Origin of the sequence: Janthinobacterium sp. 1_2014MBL_MicDiv (assembly GCF_001865675.1) — a bacterium.
Classification (GTDB): Bacteria; Pseudomonadota; Gammaproteobacteria; order Burkholderiales; family Burkholderiaceae_D; genus Janthinobacterium.
Window position 1 is genome coordinate 1929157 of the sequence record NZ_CP011319.1, and the last position, 25111, is coordinate 1954267.

The window sequence follows — 25111 nt, forward strand, 5'->3', positions numbered from 1 at the left end:
CTTGTAAACGCTGATCGTCCCCGTTGTGCCGCCGTATCAGGCGGTGGCGCCGGGCAAGGTGAAAAGGGGAAATCATGCTGAATCAGATGAAGGTGGGAACGCGCTTGCTGGCGGCATTTTTCTGTGTCGCCCTGATGGGGGCCATCGTGGCCGGCATCGGTATCTTCAACATGGGCAAGATCGACACCATGGCTGGCCAGATGTACAACAATGAATTGCTGGGTTTGTCGTATATCAAGGAAGCCAATATCGCCTTGATCAAGGTGGGCCGGGCGCGCAGCAATTTCCTGCTGGCTACCACGGCCGAAGAGCGCAGCCGGCGCCAGGCCGATATCGCCAAATTTCTCGAAACCAATAAAAGCAACCTGGCCAAGGCCCAGCCCCTGTTCGTCACGGCGGCCGCCAAGGAGCTGTTTGCCCGCTTTGCCACCGTCGAAGCCGAGTACACGGCGACCATGCAGCAGGCGCTGACCCTGGCGGCAGCCGAGCCGCTGGCCCAGCGCAGCACCGCATTGACGGAGCTGCTGAACAAGACGCGCCAGCATGCCGACGAACTCGATGGCGTGCTGGAAAAACTGTCCTTGCAGAAAGAGGAGCGGGCCAAGGCGGCGGCCGACCAGGCGTCCAGCGTGTACCAGGCCAGCCGTACTTTCATGATCGCGCTGGTGCTGGGCAGCATGGCCGCCGGGCTGGCCCTGGGCGCGCTGATCACGCGCGCCCTGACGCGCCAGCTGGGCGGCGAACCCGCGTATGCCGTCCGGATCGCGGGCGCCATCGCCGAGGGCGACCTCACCGTGGATATCCGCACGGCAAGCCACGACAGCGCCAGCCTGCTGTACGCCATGAAAACCATGCGCGACAAGCTGGTGGGCATCGTCAGCCAGGTGCGCTCGGGCACGGATACCATCAATACGGCGTCCGGCGAAATCGCCCAGGGCAACCTCGACCTGTCGTCGCGCACGGAAGAGCAGGCCAGCTCGCTGGAAGAAACGGCTTCGTCGATGGAGGAACTGACGTCGGCCGTGCGCCAGAACGCGGACAATGCGCGCCAGGCCAATGTGCTGGCCGGCGCCGCCTCGGACGTGGCCGGCAAGGGTGGCGCCGTGGTGGGGCAGGTGGTGCAGACGATGGAATCGATCAACGCCTCCTCGCGCAAGATCGTCGACATCATCAGCGTCATCGACGGCATCGCCTTCCAGACGAATATCCTCGCCTTGAACGCAGCGGTGGAAGCGGCCAGGGCGGGCGAGGAAGGGCGCGGCTTCGCCGTCGTGGCGGCCGAAGTGCGCAACCTGGCGCAGCGCTCGGCCAGTGCCGCCAAGGAAATCAAGATCCTGATCGGCGACTCCGTCGAACAGGTGGAAATCGGCTCCAGGCTCGTGCATGACGCGGGCAAGACGATGGATGAGGTCGTCACCAGCGTGCGCCAGGTGGCCGACATCATGCAGGAAATCACGGCCGCCAGCGCCGAGCAGAGCGCCGGCATCGAGCAAGTCAACCAGGCCGTGCTGCAAATGGACCAGGTGACGCAGCAAAACGCGGCCCTCGTGGAAGAGGCGGCGGCCGCCGCCGAATCGCTGCAGGATCAGGCGCAAACCTTGACGGAGCTGGTGGGCGTGTTCCGCCTGCATGCCCAGGCCGAACGCATCGCCGTGCCGCCGGCCAGCAATGTGACGCCGCTGCGCCGGCCGGCGCCAGCGTTCAGGCACGGCGAGCGCCGGCTGGCCTGACGGCCGTTGGCCAGGCATAAGTGGCGCAGCGGTGGTAGGCTGTCGCCATCGCCTACTCTTGCCGGGACTCGTATGCCGCCGCTGTCACGCCTCTTGCCGCTGTTGAGCCCGCTATTCATGCTTTCCCTGCTGCTGGCGCCGCCGGCGCAGGCGCAGGACGGCGATCCCATCCTGCCTTACCGTCCTTCCGTCGCCAGTCCCGCCCAGCTGCCCGTGCCGGGCCAGCTGGAATTCGAGGCCGGCGGCCTGCTGTCGAAAACGGACGGCGCGCGCCGCGCCAGCCTGCCATACACCTTCAAACTGGCGTTCAGCCCCGAGTGGGGCATCTTGCTCGAAGGCGAGGCTTTCGTCCGCGCGCGCGATGAAACGGGGCGGCGCGAAACGGGCGTGGGCGACACGACCGTCGTGCTCAAGCGGGCATTCGTGCTCGACAGCGCCACGGCGCTGGGCCTGGAACTGGGCTGGAAGGCGCCGACGGCCAAGGACGCCATCGGCAGCGGCAAGAGCGACGTGTCGCTCAATGGCATTTTCAGCCGCGACCTGGGCGCCGTGCACATGGATATGAACCTGAACGCCACGCGCCTGGGCGCATCGGAGCCCGGCACGGGCACCGTGCAAACGGGCTGGGCGGCGTCGTTTTCCACGCCCGTCAGTGCGCGCTGGGGCGCCACGGCGGAAGTGTCGGGCACGCGCTTGCGCGGCGCGCCAGCCACGGCACAGCTCTTGCTGGCCGCCACCTACAGTCCCACGCCGCGGCTGGCCATCGATCTCGGCGTGGCGCGCGGCCTGACGGGGGCGTCGCCGGACTGGTCGCTGTTCAGTGGCTTGGTCGTACCCCTGGGCAAGTTGTGGTGAAATGGACACGGCTATCCCTATGTGTCCTTGCGAACAAACGGCATGCTGCACAAGGTCTACAATTGAGACATAACTGATAAAAGGAGTGTCTCCATGAAAACCCTCATTCTCGCCGCCGTCCTGCTGTCGGCAGCCACCGCAGCCGTTGCCCAGGTCGGCGTCTCCGTCACCGTGGGCCAGCCCGGCTTTTACGGACGCCTCGACATAGGCGACTATCCCGCGCCGCAATTGATCTATGCCCAGCCTGTCATCGTGCAGCGCCCGCAATACTATTCGGCCCGCCCCATCTATTTGCGCGTGCCGCCCGGCCATGCGAAAAACTGGTCCAAGCACTGCCGCAAGTATAATGCCTGTAACCAAGAAGTATATTTCGTCCAGGATAGTTGGTATAACAACCAGTATGTGCCCCGTTACCGCCAGCAGCATGGTGACCATGGCCGTCCCGACTACGGCGACCGCGGCCGTCATGACGACAGGCACGACAAGCATGACAAGCACTTTGACAAGCATGATGACAAGCGCGATAAACATGAAGGCAAGCGCGACAAGCATGATGACAATCCGGGCAGAGGCCATGGCAACGGTAACGGGCGCAGGGACTAAACAAGCAAGCAGGAGGATCTTTGCATAGTAAAATCGTAATCGTAGGTGGCGGAGCAGGCGGCCTGGAGCTGGCCTGCAAACTCAGCCGCAAGCTCGGCGCCGGTCAGGTAACCCTGGTCGACAGCCGCCTGTACCATATCTGGAAACCGTCGCTGCATGAAGTGGCGGCGGGTACGCTGGACATCCACCAGGAAGGCCTGTCGTACCAGATGCTGGCGCACGACAATGGCTTTACCTATGTGTATGGTCCCCTGATCGCGCTCGACGCGGCATCGAACAGCCTCACCGTGGGCGCCATCGCCACCGACAAGGATGAACAATTGTTGCCGCAGCGCCAGGTCAGCTACGACCAGCTGGTGCTGGCCGTGGGCAGCACGTCGAATTATTTTGGCGTTCCCGGCGCCCAGGAAAACACGATTTCCCTGAATGCGACGGAAGACGCCGAGCGTTTCCGTCTGACCCTGCTCAAGCTGCTGGCCATGGCCGAGCAGCGCCAGGGCGACGCCGGCCATCCCGGTGTCGACATCGTCATCATCGGCGGCGGCGCCACGGGCGTGGAGCTGGCCGCCGAGCTGCGCGAAGCGAGCGGCGTGTACGCGGCCTACGGTTTCCAGAATCTGAACGCCATCAAGGATGTGCGCATCACCCTGCTCGAAGGGGCGCCGCGCATCCTGGCGCCGCTGCCCGAGCGCGTCTCCATCGCCGCCTCGAAGCTGCTGCACAAGCATGGCATCACGGTGGTGACGGACACGCGCGTGACGGCGATCGAAGCCGACCAGGTGACGGTGGCCAGCGGCACCAGCTATGCGGCCGATATCTGCGTGTGGGCCGCCGGCATCCGCGCGCCCGAATTTCTCTCGACCCTGGGCTTGCCGACGAACCGCGCCGGCCAGCTGGAAGTGACGGGCATGCTCAATGTGCAGGGCCATGCGAATATCTACGCGCTCGGCGATTGCGCCGCCTGTGCCGGCGCCGATGGCAAGCTGGTGCCGCCGCGCGCCCAGGCCGCCCACCAGCAGGCCGATTACCTGCTGAAGACTTTCGTGTTGCAGGCGAAGGGCAAGCCGCCGCAAACCAAGCCATATGAATACCTGGACTACGGTTCGCTCGTGTCGTTCGGCCGCACCACCTCGGTCGGCACCCTGATGGGGTCGCTCAAGGGCTTGAGCTGGTTCGTCGAAGGCTTTGTCGCGCGCATGATGTATGTCAGCCTGCACCTGATGCACCACAATGCCGTGCTGGGCAGCGTGCGCACGGCCGTCATGGCCATGGGACGCTTCCTGATCAAGCGCAGCACGCCGCAGGTCAAGCTGCATTAAACCGTTTATGTCAGATCAAAAAAAGGGCCGCAAGGCCCTTTTTTATTGGTTATGTCACCGTCAAATATTTCCCCTATTTACCGATGACAGAACCTTTTTATTTGCCGCGCGCGACTGGCGCCGCCTCGCAGCGGCCCCGCGTCATGGGGAAGTCGATGGTGGCGGGCTTGCCCTTCAAGCTGCCGGTGATGCTGGCGTGCAAGATGCGCTCGCTGTCGCGGCGGTAGATGATGCGGCTGGGGAAGTCGTTGTCCAGGTTGGCGAAGATGAATTCATTCGGTTTGTCCTGGCGCAACAGATTGAAGACGACGGGCGGCTGGCCCGACGGTTGCACGATGTAGGCCAGCTGGCCCGGCTCGGTGAGGCGGATCTGCACGAATTCAAAGGCCGTCGTCTTGCCGCCCTTGACGGTGCGGCTGGTGCCGAGGATGGTGCCGCCGGCGGCCGTACTCCATTGTTCGCCGGAACCGGGTTCGGCGCCGTCGACCAGCCAGCAGCCGGCCAGCCACGCCAGCTTGTCGACCGTGTCCGGCGGCGGTGCGGCTTTTTCGGCGGCCTGGGCGGCGCCCATGCCCATCAGGGCTGCCAGCAAGGTTGTGATGAGTCGTTGCATGTCATCTCCTGTCGTTGATTGCTTGATGTCCCAAGGGCGCGCCGGCGGCGCACCTGCCCAGTGTAGCCGATGCTGGGTTGCACACTGCAAACACTTTATACTCAGGCAAGATGCCAGCCTTCCCCACCACCATGCAGAGGACAACCATGCAAGACACTTCCACGCAGCCGTCCGGCGCCGCCATGCCGGCCCCGTTCGATTACCGCTTCATCAGCCTGGCCAGCCTGGGCCTGGAGCCGGCGCAGCTCGACTTTTACCAGTTGCTGCTGTCCTGCGCGGGCGAGGATCATGCGGAAGAGAAAATGCGGCAGGTATTGCGTTTCCGCATGGATGGCTATGGCAGGGCCAGCTTCATCGGGCGCCTGGATGCGCTGCCGGCGCCGCTGGCGAGCTTCCCCCAGTGGCGCGCCGAGCTCGAAGGCTGGCTTGGCGAACTGGCGCGCGAAGACTTGCTGGCACGCGCGGGTGTGCTGCTGGGTCAGCCTGCCGGCGCCTTCCTCGCCTCGGCCGGCTGGCGGCAGGCGCTGCCTGATGTCTGGCAAAGCTTGCTGGCGCTGGCCTGGACGCAGGCGGGCAATCCTGCCGATGCCGCCCTGGCGGCGCCATTGACGGAGGTGCTACGTGTTGGACATTTTTTGCACGTGCTGGCGGGCGACCGGGCCAGCCTGGCAAGTCAGGGCCAACGCCGCGCCGCGCTCGCCGCGCAGCTGGTGCTGCCGGACATGGTGACGCCGCCGCGCTGAGGCGGCGGGGGATTATGCTTTTGGCGTGATGCGCGGCAAGACCACGGTCAGGGCCGTGCCGCCTTGCGGGTTGGCCGCCAGGCTGAGGCTGCCGCCCAGGTAATGCACGCGCTCGCGCACGGAACGCAGGCCGTGCTTGCTCATTTCGACCGCTTCGCTGGCCGGCAAGCCCACGCCGTTATCCTTGATGGTCATCATCAGCGCTTCCTCGTTGTCGTCAATGATGATGTCCACTTCCGTTGCCTGGGAATGGGTGGCGATGTTGCTGAGTGCCTCTTCCAGGGTGCGCAGCAGGGCCACGCCCACGTTGCGCGGACAAATCAGTTCATCTTCGGGCAAGCTGCAGCGCACGGTGATCTTGTGCTGTTCGGCAAATTGCGCGGCCAGTTCGCCCAGCGCCACATTCACGCCCAGAAACTCCAGCTTGTCGTTCCACAGCTTCATCTGCATCTGGCGGTTGGTCTCGATCACATTCAGCAGCAATTGCTTCATGGTCGCCGCGCGGTCGAGCAGGGCCGCTTCCTGCGGCATCTTTTGCGTCAGCAGCGACAGGTGCATGGTCAGCGCCGTCAGTGAGGAGCCGAGGCTGTCGTGCAGCTGGCGCGACAGGGCGCGCCGCTCATTGTCCCAGCTGGTGTTGACATGTCCCAGCAACTCGCTGAGATCGGCGGCGCGTTCCGCATCGGCCTGGGCCGCTTCCTTGTTCGGATCTGTGTGTGCGGACATAGCGCCCCGTGAATGGTGAGAGGAGAGGACCAAATTCAAGTTGTGGATCATACATGAGGATTTCATCGCAGGGCGCATGGATGGAAAATTTCTGTCTTTTCGGCAATTTTAATCTCTTTCCATCATTTTTATGCTAAGCACAACATTATGTTACATGCACGGCGGCAAATTTTCATCGGCTCCTTGCGTACGGCTCCGCACATACCGGCCCGCACGCTGCTGCCATAGTGTGGCTGTGCGTCATCTCAGTGCAGCATCGCCGCCATCGTGGCGCAGGGCGCGGTACCGGCCCTTTTACCGTAATGAAAGGATATGCCATGAATATCGATACCATCGTAGACCAGGACTATGCCGGCAAAAGCTTCCGCGACATCGTCAATGCCCCCATCAGCGCCTTGCGCGGCGTCAGCGCGAAGGACGCCAAGGCCTTGCAGCAGGCGTTCGGCGTGACCACCGTGCGCGAATTGTCCAACCTCAATTTCGTCAAGTGGGCCAGCGCGCTGGCCATCCTGGCCGATGAGGAAGGCATGAGCGGCGAGGAGCGGGCCAAGGAGGCATTGCTCGACGATGCCGTGGAAATGACGTTTCCCGCCAGCGACCCGATCTCCGTCGATGCCGGCATCACGCGCATCGAAGTGTCGCCGGACACCGTGAACGCGCAGACGGACCACCAGCATGCGGGCAAGCATGAAGTGACGGCTGGCAAAAAGTAAGGCGCTGCGGCGTGAAAAAAACCGGGTCGCCGCAGGGCTGCCCGGTTTTTTGACGTGCGCCATGGCAACGTGGCTCAGGCGATCGAGGGAATGCTGCTTTTTTGCATGTTGACTTGCGGCACAATCACCTCGTGCGGCGAGCAGCAAAAGCGGTTCTTGCCGGCGCGCTTGGCTTCATACAGGGCCGTGTCGGCCGCGCCCAGCAGCGATTCGACGGAGCTGGCGTCGTCCGGATAGATGGCGATGCCGATGCTGGTCGACAGGCGCAAGGTCAGGTCGTTGATGAAATACGGCTCGGAAATGACTTCGATCAGCTTGGCGGCCGGTTCGCGCGCGTCGCCCTTGCCGGCCAGGTTGCCCAGCACGATGACGAATTCGTCGCCGCCGATGCGCGCCACCGTGTCTTCCTTGCGCGAGGCGCCGACCAGGCGCGTTGCCACCATTTTCAGGATTTCATCGCCATAGCCGTGGCCGTAGCTGTCGTTGATGGCCTTGAAGCCGTCCAGGTCCAGGTACAGGATGGCCGACTTGCCGCGGTTGCGGGCCGAATGCTGCAAGGTATGCTCGATGCGGTCTTCCAGCAGGCGCCGGTTGGGCAGGCCCGTCAGCGGGTCATGCAGGGCCAGTTCCTGCTGCTGCTTGCTGTATTGCGCCAGTTCCTTGTACAGCAGGCGCACTTCCAGCATGTTGTGGATGCGCTTGTGCACTTCCATCAGGTCGAAGGGCTTGCTGATGAAGTCGCGCGCGCCCGCTTCCAGGGCGGCGATCTTGAAGCTTGGCTGTGCCGTCAGCGCCAGCACGGGCAGGTAGCCGCCATGCTCGATTTCTTTCAAGCCTTTCATGACCTGGAAACCGTTCAGTTCAGGCATTTGCAAGTCCAGCAGGATCAGGTCGTAGCAATGCTCCAGGTGCAGCGGGCAGACCTGGGCTGGCCGCATGGTGGCCGTGACGTTGGTATAACCGGCATCGCGCAGGATTTCCAGCATCAGGTCGACATTGTCGGGTGAATCGTCGACGACCAAAATTTTGGCTTTCAAAATCTCATCTTGGCTGGGCATGTGTGGTCTCGGTTAATACGGTCAATGCAACGCTGGCTTTCACCGCAGCGTATGGGCTGGCGGCGCGGCTGACGGCGGGTCGGAAAGATAGTAGCGCCTTGCAACAAGATAGGGCGCACAACAGCGCATGAACTCGCCGTCGCCGCTCTTGGCAGCCAAGGTCGCCTGTCTCCAGCCTGCCGTACAGGTGTACTTCTACGTTTCAGTGTAGCAAAGTTGACGTAAGTTGCTTGTAGGACAGTGCCGCGTGTGCAAGTAGGAAGGCTAACCCATAGCAATGATCATTTTGTTCTGGGTAATTTATTTCTTTGCATCATCTTTGTGGGCGGTTTCAGGACTGGGCGTCGGCCAGGCGGGATGCCGCCAGCTGCGCCACGGCCGCCAGCAGCTCGAGCGGGTCCAGCGGTTTGGAAATGTAGGCCTGGAAGCCGCTGTCGTGCGCCTGCTGGCGGTCTTGCGGCCGCGCAAATGCCGTCAGCGCCAGCGCGGGCAGGGCGTCCGCGGGCACGCAGGCGCGTAGCTGCGCCAGCAAGTCGAAGCCGTCGACGCCTGGCATGCCGATGTCGCTGACCAGCACATGCGGCTGCACGCTGGCCAGCAGTTGCAGCGCTTGTGCGGCGCTGTCGGCGCTGTGTACGTCAGCATGGCTGTCGCGCAAGATGCGCTCCGTCAGCTCGCGCGCATCGTCCTCGTCATCGACCAGCAGCACCGTGACGCCGCGCAAGTCGCGCAAGGCGGGCGCGCCGCCGTCGGGCCTGCGTACCGCCGCGGCTGGCGGATTCACGGGCAGGCGCACGGTGAAGCTGGCGCCCTGCATGTCGCCGGCGCTGCTGGCCGTGGCCGTGCCGCCGTGCAGCTCCACCAGATGCTTGACGATGGCCAGTCCCAGCCCCAGCCCGCCATGCTTGCGCGTGGTCGAGGCGTCGGCCTGGCGGAAGCGGTCGAACACATGGGGCAGGAACTCTTTCTTGATGCCGATGCCGTTGTCGGCCACCGTGATGGCCAGGCGCGCGCCATCGCGGCGCACGCCGATGTCGACCTGACCCCCTTGCGGCGTGAATTTCAGGGCATTCGACAGCAGGTTCCAGATCACCTGCTGCATGCGGCTGGGGTCGGCCGTGATGGTGCCGGCATCGCTGGCGATGTCGCTGTGGATGGCGATGTGCTTGGCGTCCGCTGCCGGGCGCAGGGTTTCGACGGCCGAGGCGATGATGTTGGCGGGCACGAGGGTTTGCAGGTCGAGCAATACCTTGTCGGAAGTGATGCGGCTCATGTCGAGCAAGTCTTCGATCAGTTGCGCCTGCGCGCGCGCATTGCGTTCGATGCTTTGCAAGCCGCGGTGCAGGTCGGCCTGGTCGCGCGTGCCGCGCCGCAGCACCTGGGCCCAGCCGAGGATGGCCGACAGGGGCGTGCGCAGTTCGTGCGACAGGGTGGCCAGGAAATCGTCTTTCAGCTGATTCGTGCGCTCGGCCTCGGCGCGCGCCTCGCGTTCGCTGTCGAGCAGTGCCTTGCGTTCCTCGGCGGCGCGCGTGGCGGCCGCATACAGGCGCGTGTTGTCGAGCGCGACGGCGGCCTGGGCCGCGATGGCCGAGACGATGCGTTCGCTGCGGGCGCTGAACATGCCTGGCTGCGGGTGGCCCAGCAGCAAGCGCCCCAGCAGCTGGCCCGAGCGCGAGCTGACGGGCAGGCTCAGGCAGCTGCGCAGCGGTGGCGCGCCGTCACCGTTGCCGTCCGGCGCCGTCTGCAAGTCATTCTGGCGCGTTGCCGGCCCCAGGCGCAGTTCGGCGGCGATGGCGTCGGCCTGGGCCAGGCTGATGCCGCTCACGGCGCGCGCCGCCGGCAAGGCTGGCGTCTGGGCGCCGCGCGCCGCGTGGTGGCGGTGTATGGCGTGCTCGTCGCCATGGTAATAAAAGGCGCCGAAGCGCGCGCCGCTGATGTGCGTGGCCGCATCGACGGTTTCCTGCAGCAGGGCGGGCAGGTCGAGCGTGCCGGCCAGCGCTGCGCCCGTGTTATTGAGCAATTCCAGCACGCGCGTCTCGTCGCGCAACGCTTCCTGCGCCCGCTTGACCTGGTCGACGTCGGTACTCGTGCCAAACCAGCGCAGCAGCTGGCCGCCGCGGTCGTGCACGGGATTGGCGCGCGTCAGGAACCAGCGGTACTGGCCGTCGCGGCCGCGGATGGGGAATTCCATCTCGAACGGCGTGCCGTCGCGCAGGGCGGCCTTCCAGCCCAGCAGCATTTGCGGCAGGTACTGCGCGTCATAGGCGATGCTCCAGCCGTCGCCCGCCATCTGTTCGGCGCTGGTGCCCGTATAGTCGTGCCAGCGCTGGTTGTACCAGGAAAGCGTGCCATCGAAGCTGGCGATCCATGCCAGCTGCGGTATGGAGTTGGCCAGCACGCGCAAGTTTTCCTCGCTCTGGCGCAGGCTTTCCTCGGCCGCCTTGCGCTGGCTGATATCCTGGATATACGCGGTCAGTCCTTCACTGGAGGGGAAGATGCGCATTTCCAGCCAGCGCCCCAGCGGCGGGTAAAACAGTTCGAAGCTGCCGCCGTGCTGCTGCGCCATGGCGTGCCGGTACTGCGTTTCCACTTCCGTGCCCGGCAGCCCGGGACAGGCATGCCACAGGCTGCTGCCGGCCAGGCTGGCGCCCAGCGGCCGCTGTGGCGCCAGCATGTCGGCGCCGCGCGTGTTGATGTAGCGGATGGTCCAGTCGCGGTCGAGCAGGCAAAAACCGTCGGTGATGCCTTCAAGCAAGTTGCTCAGGTGCTCGTCCGATAGGCTCGGCAGCGCCGATGGCGGTAGCAGATCTTGCTTGCGTTCATGCTTGGCCATCGGAAATCCTGCAACAGTTAGTCTGCCGCACAAGCTGCCTTGCCCTGCCGGGCCGCCGTTTCCCGGCGGGCCGGCACGCCGCGCTGCCGTCGCTGAGCTCAGTTAAATGGGTCATGATGGGAAGTGCCCGCCGTCATGTCAGTGTGTAAGTGCAAGCGCCCTTATCTGGCTGGTATTGTAGCCCCAAGCGGCGCGCCGCCACCACACGCTTGCGCGCCCGGGGCCCGGCCCGTGGCGACCGATGCTGGGCCCACATCGCGGCGGCGTGCAGATAGCACTGGACAGGCTGGAAAGCAGTCCCTATAATCCCGCTTCTTTCGAGACAGCAACTTCTCGATTCGCTGGATGCCCCTGTGAAAGCAGAAGTGTCCAGCGATAAAAAGGCGCAAGCTTTTTGGCGGTGAAAAGGTAGTCGATCGTGCGGGGCGGTATTCTGCAAAATCAGCTAAGCGATTGAAAAATCGAACTTTTCAAAGCGAAATGAATACGCTATAATGTTTGCCTGCGCGGCTGTAGCTCAGCTGGATAGAGTACTTGGCTACGAACCAAGGGGTCGTGGGTTCAATTCCTGCCAGCCGCACCAGAATACTGAAAATCAGACTTAGCCTGGTTTTGTTGTAACAAGTTTGACCTCCATGTTGTTATATGGAATGTTGTAGAAGTTTTGCGGCTGTAGCTCAGCTGGATAGAGTACTTGGCTACGAACCAAGGGGTCGTGGGTTCAATTCCTGCCAGCCGCACCAGTATTGCCAGAGCCGGATTTCCCCGGTTGTGATGAAAGTTTCAAGCTTCGCGCCGTCCGGCGAAGTGTGTCAGAGTTTGCGGCTGTAGCTCAGCTGGATAGAGTACTTGGCTACGAACCAAGGGGTCGTGGGTTCAATTCCTGCCAGCCGCACCAGTATCAGTAGTAAAGAAAAGCCCGGAGAGTCCGCTCTCCGGGCTTTTTGCATTGCCGCCCGCGTGCCGTCGTTACGGCACGACATTGACCAGGTTGGACAGGCTCAGGATTTTGCCCAGCGTTTCGCCATTGGCGCTGTGGCTGGGGTCTCTGTTGACGGAAAGAAATTTCCCTTCCTGATTCGAGATGCTGAGCGCCCCCGACATCATGCCGCCGGCCGTCAGCAAGGTGCCCAAGACCGTCGTGTACTTTCCTGCATTGCCCGCCACGCCGCCGCCCACGAAGCTGCCTTCGTAAATGCTGCTGCTGATGAAGGTATTGCTGTAGGTATTCGATTTCATATTGATGCCATGCTGCACCTGCTCGAAGCGGGGCGCAATGATCGTGTTGTGGCTGAAATGGTCGACGTCGATGCCGTTGACGAGGCTTTCGAAGCCGATGTTATAGAACTTGTTGCCGTTGAAGTAGTCCGTCTGGTTCGGTCCTTTCTCCGCCCGCAAGCCGGTTTCGCCCGCGATGCGGCCACCCGTGAAGGTATTTTCATTCACCCAGTTCAGGCTGCCCGTGCTTTCCGTCGTCAGGTAGATGCCCACCGCATTCTGGTACAGGAAATTGAACTGCACCTTGTTGTACTGCGAACCCTTGGCCGTGCCGTCGCCCGTGACCTTGATGCCATTCCTGAAGCCCTCGACCCAGCGCGCGTTGAGATTGGTATTGCTGGCATTGAGCAGGGTGACGCCCGATCCGCTGTAGCTGCTGTAATCGGGCGTGGCGCTGGTCCAGCTCAGGCCCACGACTTTTTCCAGGTACACATCGTGTGTATTTTCAATGATGATGCCGTCGCCCGGTCCGAAAAACAGGGTGCCCAGCGCAGTCAGGCGGATGCGTTTGTTCGCGGGCAGGTGCAGTGCGCCCTGGAATCGGTACTGGCCCGTGTCGATCACCAGTTCCTGGCCCGCTTTCAGCCTGCCGATGGCGGCGGTGACGGCAGGCGTATTGTTGTTCGACGCTTCCGACAGGCCGAACCACTTGGCATGCAGGGCGCCGCTGTACGAACGCCGGTACAGTTTGTTGCCGCTGAGGATGGCCGTGGCGCCGTCCGCATCGGCGGCGGAGCCCGTGCCGGACAGGTAAAACAGGCCTTCGCGGCCCGGATCGGAAATGAATACCACGGGCGGCGGCGCCGCATCGCCTTGCAGGGCGCTGATGCTCATCATGGTCTGCGCGTGCAGGGCCGGTGTCAGGGTGATCGCGGCGAAGGCGAATGTCGATAGGGTCAGGCGCATTGTTTCCTCTGGTGCTAGGGTGGATGGTGGTACGGGCGTTTAATCATTGCAAATATAACATTTTAAAATAACAATGTTATATTTTAATGTCAAAAAAGAACATTTCAATTGTGCCGGCCAGGCTGCGTGTCCATGCGATGCGGGCACGCTGGCCCAATTGTGAAATTCTCGCGCCACGCCCTTTGCCATTCTGCAAAGCCCTGCTATAATCTTGTCTTAGGCGGCTGTAGCTCAGCTGGATAGAGTACTTGGCTACGAACCAAGGGGTCGTGGGTTCAATTCCTGCCAGCCGCACCAGAATATTGGGGATCAGATTGTAAAATCTGATCCCCTTTTTCGTTTCTGCTCCCTTTATGCCGTGGTTTTGCCCGCGCGCCGGTATTGACGGCGAAACGCGCGCGGCGTGGCCTGTTTGGCGGCGCGGAACTGGCGGTTGAAATGCGCGAGGTTGCGGTAACCGGCCTCCTGCGCGATGACGGCGATGGCCAGATCGCTTTCGATCAGCTGTTGGCAGGCGCGGCCGATACGCAGCCGCGCCAGGTAGTCGCCCGGCGTGCAATGCGCGTGGCGCTTGAAAAAGCGGTGAAACGCGCCCAGCGACAAGGCTGCCTTGCGCGCCAGCGTGTCCAGCGCAATGTCTTCCCTGAAATGCGCATGCATGAAATCGAGCACGCTTTCCATGCGCTTTTGCGGCCCGTCGGCATGCCTCGGCGCCTGTGCCATCGACGCCAGCGGCCGTGCCTCCCCATCCGCCGCCAGTTCCAGCAGCACGTCGAGCAGCAGCGGCAGCCGTTGCGGCACGGGCAGCCCGTTCAATTGCAGCAGCCTGGCCGCGCTGCGCGCGCTCGTTGCCGGTGAAAAATGCAGGGCAGGGCCGGCGCGGGCCGCCAGGTGCCGCAGGCTGTGCAGCTCGGGAAAGCTGGCCGCCAGCCGCTCCACCCACTCGAGCGAAAACCACACGACGACGGCCAGCATGGGCCGGCTGCTATCGATGCGTTCGCTGGCCGACCAGGTGTGCGGCAGGTTCGGCCCCAGCAGCACCAGGTCGCCCGGCTCGAAATCGCCCAGGTGGTCGCCGATGTAGCGTTGTCCCCGGGCATTGACGGTGAGGGTCAGCTCGAACTGCGGGTGGTAATGCCAGATGAAGGGAATGGTGTCGAGTTCGCGCCACAGCAAGCCCCAGGAGTGGCCGGCCGGTAGGGTGACTTGTTCGAATAAAGGCGTCATTGTGACGTTTTGAGCGTATGGATAGTCATGATAGTATCAGTATTGGTCGCTCCGCACGTATTTCCCCGCAATCTTCCATCGCACAATCTGTCCATACCAACACAGGAGACAGCGATGCAAGACCAGGTTCAGTATGTCAACCCGCAGTACGGCGAAGACCGTCCCGGCAATCCGTCCGTGGCCTACACGGCACAGACCCAATTGCGCGATATCAAGAAACAGCTGCCGCTGCGCGTGCTGTCCGACAGCGATTTCTTGCACTGGCAAACCTGCGGCTACGTCATCGTCAAGGATGCGGTTACTCCCGAACAGGTGCGCCGCACAACCGATTTCCTGTGGGAATTTCAGGGGCTGGACCAGCACGACCCTGCCACCTGGAACCAGGACCAGTTGCGCGACCACGCGATGAAGGAGCTCAACGGTTCCGGCATGGTCGAGGCTTATCACAACCAGACCCTGTGGGATAACCGCCAGACGCCGCGCGTCTACGACGCCTTTGTCGACATCTGGGACCGCGAAGACCTGTGGGTGACCATCGACCGCGCCAACCTGAACACGCCGAACAATGGCAAGCGCAAGTTTGGCGGCTTCATCCACTGGGATGCCGACACCTCGCTCGATCCGCTGCCCGTCAACGTGCAGGGCGTGCTGGCCCTGTCCGATACCTCGCCCGCGAGCGGCGGCTTTCAATGCTATCCGCAACTGTTCAATCATTTGCTGGCATGGCGCAAGACGGCGCCGCAAGACCGCAATCCGTGGCAGCCGGATCTGGCGACGGTGCCGTACCCGATGGAATTCATCGCCATGAAGAAAGGGGAGTTGTTGATCTTTAACAGCCTGCTGGCGCACGGCATCCGCCCGAACACGTCGACGGACCAGGTGCGCCTGGCGCAATACATTTCCTTCACGCCGGCGCAGCAAGATAATCACGCCCTGCGCGACTGGCGCGTGCAAAGCTGGCGCGAACGCAGCGCGCCGCAGGGCTATGCGTTTCCCGGCGACCCCGAGGAAAAGGAAAGCCGGCGCTATCCGCAGGCGCAGTTGAGCGAACTGGGCGAGAAAATCCTCGGCGCGCGCGACTGGCAAGCCACGTTCCCGGCGGCGGACTTGCCTGTCGGATAGACAATTGCGGGCAAATGCACGATCATGGTTCGACTTGCCATCGACCGAGGAAACGCATGAGTATCATCACCTGCATCGAAGACTTGCGCGTGCTGGCCCAGAAACGGGTGCCGCGCATGTTTTACGACTATGCCGATTCCGGCTCCTGGACGGAATCGACATATCGCGCCAACAACAGCGATTTCGCCAAGATCAAATTCCGCCAGCGCGTCGCCGTCAACCTGGAAAACCGCAGCCTGGCCTCGACCATGGTGGGCCAGTACGTGTCGATGCCGGTGGCCCTGTCGCCGACGGGCTTGACGGGCATGCAGCATGCGGATGGCGAAATCCTCGCGGCCCAGGCCGCTGAAAAATTCGGCGTGCCGTTCACTTTGTCGACCATGAGCATCTGCTCGATCGAGGACGTGGCGGCGAACACGACAAAACCGTTCTGGTTCCAGCTGTACGTGATGAAGGACCGCGAATTCATCAACCGCCTGATCGACCGCGCCAAGGCGGCGAAATGCGGCGCGCTGGTGCTGACCCTGGACTTGCAGGTGCTGGGCCAGCGCCACAAGGACTTGCGCAACGGCCTGTCGGCGCCGCCCAAGCTGACCATTCCCAACATCATCAACATGGCCACCAAGCCGCGCTGGGTGGCGGGCATGCTGGGCACGCAGCGGCGCGGCTTCGGCAACATCGTCGGCCACGCCACGTCCGTGTCCGACATGTCGTCGCTGTCGGCCTGGACGCAGCAGCAATTCGACCTGAGCCTGTCGTGGGCCGACGTGGAATGGATCAAGCAGCGCTGGGGCGGCAAGCTCATCATCAAGGGCATCATGGACCCCGAAGACGCGCGCCTGGCCGTGGAAAGCGGCGCCGACGCGCTGATCGTCTCCAACCACGGCGGGCGCCAGCTCGATGGCGCGCAATCGTCGATCGAAGCCTTGCCGGCCATCGTCGACGCCGTCGGCAGCCAGATCGAGGTGCACATGGATGGCGGCATCCGCTCGGGCCAGGACGTGATCAAGGCCGTGGCCCTGGGCGCGAAGGGCGTGTACATCGGCCGCCCCTTCCTGTACGGCCTGGGTGCCATGGGCGGGCCGGGCGTCACCAAGTGCCTGGACATCATCCGCAACGAGCTGGACCTGACGATGGCGTTTTGCGGCTTGCGCGACTTGCAGCAGGTGGACAAGAAGATCTTGCTGCCGGGGACGTTTTAAGCTGCTATCCGCACGACGTGAAAGCCTTCTGAAGCCTCGGGCGGCACGAAGTGGCGCGTGATGTCGTCAAATTGCGCATCGCTGGTGGAGAACGGGTGCAGTCCGCTTGCATTGCGCTGGCGCAAGCGCGCCTTGCATTGTTCGTCCGGCACGTCGAGGTAATGCAGCACGTGCGGCGTGCCCGCCTGCTGGAACAGTTCGCGCATCCAGGCGCGGCTGGCCGGCGTGTTCGCGGGAAAATCGAGGACAACGGACACGCCCGCCTGCAGCATCTGCAGGGCCAGAGGCGCGATGGCCGCGCGCAGCCGCGCCGCGCACGCCACATAGTCGGCCAGGCTGGCGATCTGGCCCGGATACAGCTGCGCCAGCAAGCTGTCTTCGCTGATGCGCACCGTGTGCGGCGCGCTGGCCAGCCGGGCGCTCAGGGTGGATTTGCCCGAGGCGATCTTGCCGCACACGAGGTGCAGGGTAGGGGCGGGGGAAACGGCAGTACTGGACGTGGCATGCATGGGCGCTCGCTAGAAAGGGAAATCAAGCCTGCGAGACGTTTTGACCAGTGACTGCAAATCAAAGCCGCCTCTCAGGCGGCTTTGGCAATGACTATCCTGCTAAGCCACCATGGTTCGAATGGCGGCAATAATGGAGGGCAGGGGGCTGTAGGTCGATTGCATGGCACAACGATGCCATGTGATGCATCGTGCTGTCAAGCTTGCCCGATGCGCGTCCATGGCTCGCGGAACGCCTGCGCATCGAGCGGATGCGCGTGCGGGTCGTCTTGCCGGAACAGGCCGCCGATCAGCATATCCTGGACGGCATCCGTGAAGCCGCCGTGAGCGGCGCGGCCCCACTGGCGCCGCGTGCGGGCGAAGACGACGGCCTCTTGCCGCGCGGCCAGCTGCGCCAGCGATGTTTGCAGGGCGGCGGCCGCATCGGATCCCATGTCCGCGGCGATGGCGCAGACCAGGCGCTGGCCGAATTGCAGGGTCTTGCCTGCGCGGCCCAGCAGCGATTCGTTGGCCAGGGCGAGGAAGAGGTCGGGCGCCTGGTCGTCTTTCTCGCACGTCGTCCAGGCGGGCGCCCACGCTTCCAGGCTCATGAAGCGGGCTTCGGTGGTCACCGGCGTGTGCATCCACTTCGCGTGCGACTTGTCGTCCCAGCCCAGGCGGCCAAAGGCAAGCGGCTTGCCCTTGGGATTGTATTGCAGGCTGCGCATGCCGGCCTTGCCCCGCGTTCCCGCCTGCGCCACGAGGCCATCGAGGCTGGCGGCAAACGGCGTCCATTGCGCCGCCTCCCATAGCGGCGCAGCGCCGGGCGCGGCCAGCAGCAGGAACACTTCATAATCACGTGAAAAAAACGCCATGCACACCTCTTAACAGGTCGACTGGAAAATTTGCCACAGGATTATAGTTGCATGAAAGCATAATCCCTGTTCCTGCTGCTCTACGCGGCGGCATCGGCAGGCGCCAGGGCCGCGCGCTGGCTGGGGCGCAGCAGGTAGACGCCGTACAGGCACAGGGGCAGCACCGCCAGCAGGGCGATATAGGGCAGGATCGATACGCCGTCTTCGGCCGGGTGCGGCAAGGTCGCCGTCACCAGCGCGTAGTCCCACAGCCCATGCACGAGGACCATGGGCCATATCGAGCGCGTGCGCAGGCGGATGGCCGCATACGCGATTCCCTGCAGGAAGGCGGCCACGGCTTGCCAGAGGGCGCCGCTGACGTCGCCCGTGGCCGGGCCGTTGGCGGTGTGGGACAGGCCGAACAGCGCCGACGACATCAGGACGGCCGGCCAGACGGCGTAGCGATCCAGCATGCCCTGCAGTAAGATGGCGCGGAACATCAGCTCTTCCGAGATGGCCACCAGCGCCGTATTGCAGGCCACGATCAGCAGCACGCGCGGCTGCGGCCAGCCGCCGGCCCAGGCCAGCAACAGCATCAGCAGCGCATACAGCAGGGGCGGCCAGACCAGCCACAGCGTTTTCCACGGCTGCGGCGCGCACAGGCCCGCCGCGCGCCGCCGGTCCGATGCCCGCAGCAGCGCCAGCGCGAACACGGCGGCCAGCGCCCACGACAGGCCGATGCCGCCGGTGACCGTGGCGGCCACGGGCGCGCGGATGGCGGACTCGAGCCAGCGGCCGCCCACGGTCAAGCCCAGCCAGACGGCCAGTGCGATGATGGCCAGCGGCATGCCGAGATGGAGGCCCTGCCTGGATGCGGTCGGCATCATGCTGCTGGCGCCTCCGTGCTGACGCGGTTGCGGCCGCTGTTTTTCGACTGGTACAGCAATGCATCGGCTTCGCGTATCAATTCACTGCTGTCGGTACGCCGCTCCTGCCCGGGCCGCAGCGTGGCCGCGCCCAGGCTGACGGTGACGACGCCGTTGGCGCTGGCCGCGTGGGGGAGTTGCAGCGCTTCCACGGCCGCGCGGATGGCTTCGGCAACGTCCCGCGCGCCCGCGGCGCCGGTGCCGGGCATGATCACGGCGAACTCTTCGCCGCCGTAGCGCGCCGCCAGGTCTTCGGCCCGGCCGACGCTGCGGGCCACGGCGCCCGCAACGGCTTGCAGGCAAGCGTCGCCGGCCACGTGGCCATACTGGTCGTTAAATTTCTTGAAGAAATCCACGTCGAGCATGATCAGCGACACCGCGTGCCCGCTGCGCTGGGCGCGGTTCAGTTCATGCGCCAGCGTTTCATCGAAACAGCGGCGGTTGGCCAGCCCCGTCAAGCCATCCTGCGAAGCGCGCGCCGCCAGGTCCGCATTGGCGCGCTGCAACTGCGTGCTGGCCTGGCGCAGGCTGGCCTCGATGCGGTCGCGTACCGCAATCTGCCGCATCACCTTGCGGAACAGATAAATCAGCGCCGCCCCAGCCGCCAGCGACGCCAGCACGATTTGCGTGCTCAGCCATCGCCACTCGGCAAAGATGTCTTCCTTCGATAGCCCCGCTGCAACGATGACGGGAAAGCGCTGCAGATGGCGATAGCTGTACAGCCGTTCGGTCTCGTCCACTTTCGCCGTCATCATGGCCGTGCCGACCGGGCCTGTTTCGCGGTAGGCGCGCAAGATGGCGCCCGACGAAATATCCATGCCGATGAGCTCGGCCTGGAACGGCCGCCGGTAGATCAAGGTGCCGTCATCGAGGGCAAAGAATGCCGTGCCCAATTTGCCAAGATTGAGGCTGTCGTAGATGCGTTCGAAGGAAGCGAGCCCCAGGGTGACGAGCACCACGCCGGCAAACGAGCCGTCCGCCGATGCCACCCGGCGCGACACGGGCAAGACCCATTGCCCGCTCGATTTGCTGAGCACCGGCGCGCCGATATGGCTGCCCGGCTGCGCATGTGTCTTGTGATAGGTAAAGTAATCGCGGTCGGAGTTGTTGCCGTCCCGCCCCGCGCCGGACGAGCTGGCAAGCCACTCTCCCTGCCTGTCAAAGATGAAGACGCCCGTGATTTCCGCTATATTCCTGGGCAACTGTTCCAGCCGGGATTGCAGCCGCTCGCCGCTAGCGTCCATATTGCCGTCGTGGCGTATTTGTTCGACAATATCGTCCAGCATCACATCGGCGATTTCCAGCTCCATGTACGCTTGTGCGGCCAGGGTGCGCGCCATGTTTTCCGTCGTCGCCTTCGCTTCGCGCAAGCGCACCTCGCGCGAAGACCAGACGATCCAGACGGTCATGCTCAGCAGCATGGCGCACATGACGAAAAAGGCGATGCTGGCCAAGGCGGTCACCGGCCGCTTATGTTGGCGCAAGACCTCGGGCTGCGCCGGGACGGCGTCGGTATTGGCTGCTTCCTTGTCTGCTGCGTCCTTTACTGCGTGCATAAGCGAAGTTGCATCAATGATATGGTGGAAAATGTTGCCATACTACATTAAACCGCGCTGCTTCATGCGCCATGTACCCGCGAAAGGTCGACTGGCAAAGTCGATTCGCCTGGCGGCATTGCCCCCGCAACATGGCAACATGCGCTGATCCGCCTGCAAACCGGCGTCATCGGCAAATGGCAGCGGCGTCTTGCCCGCAACGGCGGCGCTCCTGGCGCCGTCCTTGCGGCCGATGTGCCGGCGAATGTAATGGCAGGCAATCCTGCAATGGTACTCAGGTTTCCGTGCCCGCCCCTGATGCCAATATCATCGACTTTTTGCAATCACGCCACTCATGTACTGGTTCAAATCGCGGAAATCCTGCACCCTCCAGGCATACGGCGCTACTTTTACGCCGTTCTCTTTCAGCGTTTTTGGAATCAAGTCGCCATTGGGACGCAGTATTACCGATGACACGATAACGCCCGGATAATCCTTCAGGCGTTTTCTGAAAGCCGATGTTGTCAGATCAGGTGTCGGAGGATTGCTTTTATTCGCCAATGGCCCGGTTCCCTTGATATCTGCGCCGTGGCACATGGAACAGCGCTGTATGAAGAGATTTTTCCCGTTGATATTTTCCGCGAAGGCGGGCGACGTTTGAACCAGCGATAACATTCCCAGTGCGGCGATGAATACTATTTTCATTTTCATTTGTTATATGGACTTGTTGTATAAATCAGATCTGAAACGAGAGAAAACCCCGCAGGCGCCGCTGCAATACTGAATTGTCTCGAAACATGTGCGCCGAGATGCGCCATGTATCCGCGTCACGCGAGAGGTAGACTTGCTCGCCGGCATTGTCCCACAAGCCCCCATATCATGGCCTTCGTTTTCGTGCGATGCCCAGGCGCAAGCTGAAAGCACGCTTACAAAGTTGCCACATCATTACAGTTGCATGGAATAATAAGAGTCGTTTTTTGAACCATCGATTGGAGTTGCATGGCCTACACGAAAACCATCACCACCGAGCGCCTGATCCTGCGCAAACCGCAACCATCGGATGAGGCGGACCTGTTCGCCATGCATTCCGACCCTGAAGTGATGCGCTATTTCAGCGAACCGCCCTGGCAAGATGCCAGCATCGCCGCCAGCAAGCTGGCCGAGGATATCGCCGCCTTCGAGAGGGAAGACTACTTCCGCTTCGCCGTCACGCTGAAGGCGACGGGCGAATACATCGGCAGCTGCAGCCTGTTCTCCGAGCACCGCCAGAACCGCCGCGCTGAAATCGGCTACGCGCTGGCCCGTCCGCACTGGGGCAAGGGCTATATGCAGGAAGCGCTGACGGGGCTGCTGGAATACGCGTTCGTCGAGCGCGACCTGAACCGCCTGGAAGCCGATATCGACCCGCTCAATACGGGGTCGGCCAGCGCCCTGGAGCGCCAGGGTTTTAACCAGGAAGGCTTCTTGCCCGAGCGGTGGATCGTCGCCGGCCAGGTCAGCGATACGGCCCTGTACGGCTTGCTGCGGCGCACATGGGAAGCGCGCCGCAAGGGCGCCGCGTGAGCGTGCAAGACATCGACGCGGTTCAGCGGGCGCTGGGCTGCGCCTTGCCGGCGCACTATCTGCACTTTCTCCAGGGCTGGCAAGAGCGCCTGCTCGGCGCACAAGTGCTGCTGTATGGCGCGGACAGTTTGATGGAGCGCAATGCCACCTACGAGACGCCACTGTCATGCCCCGGCTACATCGCCATCGGCGACGACAGCGGCGGGCGCGCCGTCATGCTGGCGCTCGATGGCGAGGATCGCGCCGTCTACCTGGTGGGGCATGGCTCCATGCAGCGCGACGATTTCGAGCTGGCCGCCGCCGATTTCGCCGCCTGGCTGGCGGCCGATTGTCCCGTCGACTGAGGAGGCAAGGCGATGCAAGCTGCCGATCTGCCCATGTCCGAGCATCCGCTGGTGACCTTCCGCCACCTGGTGCGCGACGATGCGCGCGCCTGGCATGCATACCTGGACGATCCCGCCGTCATCGAGCACACGAGCTGGGACTTGCGTTCCATCGATGACCTGCTGCCCAATTTCGACGGCTACGAATCGGCCGACCCGTGCTCGCCGGTGCGGCTGGCCGTGGTGCTGCGCGAGGGGGGCCAGCTGGTCGGTACCATCGGCTTCAATGCCGTTTCCCCGCAGCACCGCACGGCGGAAATCGCCTACGACCTGGCGCCCGCGATATGGGGGCAGGGCGTGGCCACGGCCATCGTCGCCTCGCTCGTGGACTGGGGTTTCCGGCGTCTCGGCTTCCTGCGCATCCAGGCGACCGTGCTGGAGAGCAATAGCCGCTCGCTGCGCGTGCTGGAACGCTGCGATTTTGCCCGCGAAGGCTATCTGCGCAGCTACCGGCAGATTCGTGGAAGATCCGGCAATTTCTGGCTGTACGCGCGCATCGCCGAAGCTCGATGAACAAGCCAGCCCTGAGCATCCTGCTGGTGGAAGACCACCTGGCCATCGCGCGCCAGGTGCTCGACTTCCTCGAAGGCTTGCGCTGGCAGACCGACCACGCGGGCACGGGTGCGCTGGCCGCGCAGCTGGCGACGCGCAACCGCTATGACGTGGTGCTGCTGGACCTGAACCTGCCCGATATGGATGGCTTGCAAGTGTGCCGCGCCATCAAGGCTGCCGCGCCCAGCAATGTGCCCATCCTGATGCTGACGGCGCGCGATGCCTACGAAGACAAGGCGCGCGGCTTTCGCGACGGCGCCGACGATTACCTGACCAAGCCCTTCGACTTGCGCGAACTGGCCTTGCGCTGCGAGGCGCTGGCGCGCCGGCAGCAGCTGCATGTGCAGCAGGAAATGCGCGTCGGTCCCTTCACCTTGCTGACGCGCGAAGGCCGCGCCCTGTACCGCGACGCCCCGCTGCCGCTGACGCAGACGGGCTTCAGGATATTGCTGCTGCTGTGCCGCGAACATCCGCATGCCGTATCGCGCTCGGCCTTGCTGCAGCACTTGTGGGGCAGCCAGCCGCCCGACAGCGACGCGCTGAAGTCGCACGTATACGCGCTGCGCAAGCAGCTGGAACAGGCCGGCGACGCGCACCTGCTCGTCACGATCCCGCAACTGGGTTACCGCCTCGCGTTCGATACCCGAGCAGAGCATGGCTAAGTCGATACGGCGCCGCCTGTTCGCCGCGCTGGCCGGCTTCGCCGTGCTGCTGTGCGTCTGCTACACGGGGCTGGCGCTGGTGATCGCGTATGTGACGGAAGACATGCTCGTGCAGCGCCTGCTCGAGCGCGAAGCGGCGGCCATCATCCAGCGCTTGCAGCAACAAGGTGATCTGTCGCCAAGCGGTAGCGACCTCATCACGGTTTATGGCCGCTATCTTGATCTGCCGCAAGTGGTGCGCGAGCAGGTGCCGCCGACCGCCCCGCGCGCGGAAGTGTTTACGACGACGGGCCAGCATTATCATGTGCTGGCGCTCGATATCGTTGCCGATGGCCAGCGGCAGCGCTGCTATCTGCTGGCCGACGTGGCGCCCGTGCTCGTCGTCTCGCGCCTGGCGCAGGAAGTGGGCGGCGTCGTGCTGGGCGTGGCGCTGGCGCTGATCGGCCTGGCGCTGCTGCTGGCCTATTGGCTGGCGCGCCGCCTCGTGCTGCCCTTGCAGCGGCTGGCGCGCGAGGCACGGGCGCTCACGGCCGGCAGCGCCGTGCATTTCAGCGAACGCGACCGGCCTGACGAGATCGGTTTCCTGGCGCGCCGCCTGGAAACCACGTTCGCCGAACTGCAGGCGGTCTTGCGGCGCGAGCACGCGTTTGCGCGCGACGTCAGCCACGAGCTGCGCACGCCGCTGACCTTGATGCACAACACGCTGGCGCTGGCCGAGGCGCAACCCCTGACGGCGCAAGGGCAGGCGCAGTTGCGGCACGGCGTCGACGACATGCGCGCCACCATCGAATTGCTGTTCGCGCTGGCGCAGGCCGAGCAGCTGCCCGGTGACCTGGTGGAGTTGCGCGGCTGCATGGAACAATGCCTGCTGCGCCTGCTCGAGGAATGGGCATGGGATGCCAGCCTGCTGGCGCTGGACTTGCCCGAGCGGCTGGAGGTGGCCGGCAACCCGCAGCTGGTGATGTTGCTCATCAATAATTGCCTGGCGAATGCGCTGTTCCACGGCGGCCCCGTTTGCCGCATCAGCATTGCGTTTGCGCAAGGCAGTCTGCACATCGTCAACACCGTGCCGGCGGGACAGCCGAGACGCGTGCAGGGCTTCGCCCATGGGCAGAACCTGCTGCTGCGCCTGGCCCAGGCCATGGCCTGGGAGATCGCCTTCCATCCGGGCGAAAGCGCATATCGCGTGGTCATCGTGCCCGTCCCGGCGCAATAAAGAGGCC

Annotated in this window: 24 protein-coding genes and 4 tRNA genes; 17 read left to right on the forward strand and 11 right to left on the reverse strand. The window is 63.7% G+C overall.

Annotated features, from left to right (window positions below; translation table 11 throughout):
* Positions 1-74: 74 nt before the first annotated feature.
* The 4 genes from YQ44_RS29690 to YQ44_RS08565 all read left to right on the forward strand — a co-directional run bounded on the left by YQ44_RS29690 (position 75) and on the right by YQ44_RS08565 (position 4507).
* Positions 75-1730: a methyl-accepting chemotaxis protein gene (locus YQ44_RS29690; RefSeq protein ID WP_071323009.1), complete on the forward strand. Its 1656-nt coding sequence runs from the start codon at positions 75-77 to the stop codon at positions 1728-1730.
* 117 nt (positions 1731-1847) lie between these two features.
* Positions 1848-2585 carry a hypothetical protein gene (locus tag YQ44_RS08555; protein ID WP_071326348.1) on the forward strand — a complete coding sequence of 246 codons (738 nt, stop codon included), beginning with the start codon at positions 1848-1850 and terminating at the stop codon, positions 2583-2585.
* Positions 2586-2678: 93 nt separating this feature from the next.
* Positions 2679-3188, forward strand: a complete 510-nt coding sequence (locus tag YQ44_RS08560) for a hypothetical protein (RefSeq protein ID WP_071323010.1) — start codon at positions 2679-2681, stop codon at positions 3186-3188.
* Between the two features lie 20 nt (positions 3189-3208).
* Positions 3209-4507, forward strand: a complete 1299-nt coding sequence (locus YQ44_RS08565; RefSeq protein ID WP_071323011.1) for an NAD(P)/FAD-dependent oxidoreductase — start codon at positions 3209-3211, stop codon at positions 4505-4507.
* Between the two features lie 97 nt (positions 4508-4604).
* On the opposite strand, the gene YQ44_RS08570 is transcribed toward YQ44_RS08565, so the two are convergent.
* Complete coding sequence (locus tag YQ44_RS08570) at positions 4605-5120, reverse strand: DUF6265 family protein (RefSeq protein WP_071323012.1); 516 nt, start codon at positions 5118-5120, stop codon at positions 4605-4607.
* A 146-nt stretch (positions 5121-5266) separates the two neighbouring features.
* On the opposite strand from YQ44_RS08570, the gene YQ44_RS08575 reads away from it, so the two are divergent.
* Positions 5267-5863 (forward strand): hypothetical protein, encoded by a 597-nt coding sequence (locus tag YQ44_RS08575; RefSeq protein WP_071323013.1) that lies wholly within the window; start codon positions 5267-5269, stop codon positions 5861-5863.
* Between the two features lie 12 nt (positions 5864-5875).
* Here the strand turns inward: YQ44_RS08575 and YQ44_RS08580 are convergent, their stop codons facing one another.
* Positions 5876-6589 carry a sensor histidine kinase gene (locus tag YQ44_RS08580; protein WP_071323014.1) on the reverse strand — a complete coding sequence of 238 codons (714 nt, stop codon included), beginning with the start codon at positions 6587-6589 and terminating at the stop codon, positions 5876-5878.
* Positions 6590-6906: 317 nt separating this feature from the next.
* On the opposite strand from YQ44_RS08580, the gene YQ44_RS08585 reads away from it, so the two are divergent.
* A complete protein-coding gene (locus tag YQ44_RS08585) occupies positions 6907-7302 on the forward strand; it encodes a hypothetical protein (protein ID WP_071323015.1) in 396 nt (131 codons plus the stop codon).
* Between the two features lie 74 nt (positions 7303-7376).
* On the opposite strand, the gene YQ44_RS08590 is transcribed toward YQ44_RS08585, so the two are convergent.
* Together YQ44_RS08590 and YQ44_RS08595 are read right to left on the reverse strand one after the other, a co-directional pair.
* Entirely contained in the window at positions 7377-8360 is a 984-nt protein-coding gene (locus YQ44_RS08590) for a GGDEF domain-containing response regulator (RefSeq protein WP_071323016.1), read from the reverse strand.
* A gap of 331 nt (positions 8361-8691) precedes the next feature.
* Positions 8692-11193 carry a hybrid sensor histidine kinase/response regulator gene (locus YQ44_RS08595; RefSeq protein ID WP_071323017.1) on the reverse strand — a complete coding sequence of 834 codons (2502 nt, stop codon included), beginning with the start codon at positions 11191-11193 and terminating at the stop codon, positions 8692-8694.
* 506 nt (positions 11194-11699) lie between these two features.
* Here YQ44_RS08595 and YQ44_RS08600 point away from each other — a divergent pair.
* From YQ44_RS08600 to YQ44_RS08610, 3 genes are all read left to right on the forward strand, one after another.
* Positions 11700-11776, forward strand: a tRNA-Arg gene (locus YQ44_RS08600).
* A gap of 83 nt (positions 11777-11859) precedes the next feature.
* Positions 11860-11936 (forward strand) — tRNA-Arg (locus YQ44_RS08605).
* Positions 11937-12014: 78 nt separating this feature from the next.
* Positions 12015-12091: transfer RNA gene (locus YQ44_RS08610), tRNA-Arg, on the forward strand.
* A 71-nt stretch (positions 12092-12162) separates the two neighbouring features.
* On the opposite strand, the gene YQ44_RS08615 is transcribed toward YQ44_RS08610, so the two are convergent.
* Entirely contained in the window at positions 12163-13377 is a 1215-nt protein-coding gene (locus YQ44_RS08615; protein ID WP_071323018.1) for a hypothetical protein, read from the reverse strand.
* Between the two features lie 220 nt (positions 13378-13597).
* Between YQ44_RS08615 and YQ44_RS08620 the strand changes: the two genes are divergently transcribed.
* Positions 13598-13674: transfer RNA gene (locus YQ44_RS08620), tRNA-Arg, on the forward strand.
* Between the two features lie 54 nt (positions 13675-13728).
* Here the strand turns inward: YQ44_RS08620 and YQ44_RS08625 are convergent.
* On the reverse strand, positions 13729-14604 hold the full coding sequence (locus YQ44_RS08625) for a helix-turn-helix domain-containing protein (RefSeq protein WP_071323019.1): 876 nt from the start codon (positions 14602-14604) through the stop codon (positions 13729-13731).
* A gap of 114 nt (positions 14605-14718) precedes the next feature.
* Between YQ44_RS08625 and YQ44_RS08630 the strand changes: the two genes are divergently transcribed.
* Both YQ44_RS08630 and YQ44_RS08635 read left to right on the forward strand, forming a co-directional pair.
* Positions 14719-15726: a phytanoyl-CoA dioxygenase family protein gene (locus YQ44_RS08630; RefSeq protein ID WP_071323020.1), complete on the forward strand. Its 1008-nt coding sequence runs from the start codon at positions 14719-14721 to the stop codon at positions 15724-15726.
* A 56-nt stretch (positions 15727-15782) separates the two neighbouring features.
* On the forward strand, positions 15783-16928 hold the full coding sequence (locus YQ44_RS08635; RefSeq protein WP_071323021.1) for an alpha-hydroxy acid oxidase: 1146 nt from the start codon (positions 15783-15785) through the stop codon (positions 16926-16928).
* Here YQ44_RS08635 and YQ44_RS08640 read toward each other — a convergent pair.
* From YQ44_RS08640 to YQ44_RS28150, 5 genes are all read right to left on the reverse strand, one after another.
* Positions 16925-17437, reverse strand: coding sequence for an AAA family ATPase (locus YQ44_RS08640; protein ID WP_071323022.1), 513 nt, complete (start codon positions 17435-17437; stop codon positions 16925-16927). The two genes, YQ44_RS08635 and YQ44_RS08640, sit on opposite strands and share 4 nt — an antisense overlap.
* A 194-nt stretch (positions 17438-17631) precedes the next feature.
* Positions 17632-18288, reverse strand: a complete 657-nt coding sequence (locus YQ44_RS08645) for a hypothetical protein (protein WP_071323023.1) — start codon at positions 18286-18288, stop codon at positions 17632-17634.
* Positions 18289-18368: 80 nt separating this feature from the next.
* Positions 18369-19154, reverse strand: a complete 786-nt coding sequence (locus tag YQ44_RS08650) for a CPBP family intramembrane glutamic endopeptidase (RefSeq protein WP_083411713.1) — start codon at positions 19152-19154, stop codon at positions 18369-18371.
* A complete protein-coding gene (locus YQ44_RS08655; RefSeq protein ID WP_083411714.1) occupies positions 19151-20749 on the reverse strand; it encodes a sensor domain-containing diguanylate cyclase in 1599 nt (532 codons plus the stop codon). Before YQ44_RS08655 ends, YQ44_RS08650 begins: the two co-directional genes overlap by 4 nt.
* 306 nt (positions 20750-21055) lie before the next feature.
* Positions 21056-21433 carry a c-type cytochrome gene (locus tag YQ44_RS28150; protein ID WP_198043893.1) on the reverse strand — a complete coding sequence of 126 codons (378 nt, stop codon included), beginning with the start codon at positions 21431-21433 and terminating at the stop codon, positions 21056-21058.
* A 294-nt stretch (positions 21434-21727) separates the two neighbouring features.
* On the opposite strand from YQ44_RS28150, the gene YQ44_RS08660 reads away from it, so the two are divergent.
* From YQ44_RS08660 to YQ44_RS08680, 5 genes are read left to right on the forward strand one after another with little or no spacing between them, the layout of a single operon-like run.
* Positions 21728-22291: a GNAT family N-acetyltransferase gene (locus YQ44_RS08660; RefSeq protein WP_071323025.1), complete on the forward strand. Its 564-nt coding sequence runs from the start codon at positions 21728-21730 to the stop codon at positions 22289-22291.
* Positions 22288-22635: an SMI1/KNR4 family protein gene (locus tag YQ44_RS08665; protein ID WP_198043894.1), complete on the forward strand. Its 348-nt coding sequence runs from the start codon at positions 22288-22290 to the stop codon at positions 22633-22635. The genes YQ44_RS08660 and YQ44_RS08665 overlap by 4 nt, the downstream gene beginning before the upstream one ends.
* Before the next feature lie 12 nt (positions 22636-22647).
* The gene (locus tag YQ44_RS08670; RefSeq protein ID WP_071323027.1) at positions 22648-23187 is read left to right on the forward strand and encodes a GNAT family N-acetyltransferase; all 540 of its coding nucleotides are present in this window, start codon (positions 22648-22650) and stop codon (positions 23185-23187) included.
* A complete protein-coding gene (locus YQ44_RS08675; protein WP_071323028.1) occupies positions 23184-23888 on the forward strand; it encodes a response regulator transcription factor in 705 nt (234 codons plus the stop codon). The genes YQ44_RS08670 and YQ44_RS08675 overlap by 4 nt, the downstream gene beginning before the upstream one ends.
* Positions 23881-25104: a sensor histidine kinase gene (locus YQ44_RS08680; RefSeq protein ID WP_071323029.1), complete on the forward strand. Its 1224-nt coding sequence runs from the start codon at positions 23881-23883 to the stop codon at positions 25102-25104. Before YQ44_RS08675 ends, YQ44_RS08680 begins: the two co-directional genes overlap by 8 nt.
* Positions 25105-25111: the final 7 nt, after the last annotated feature.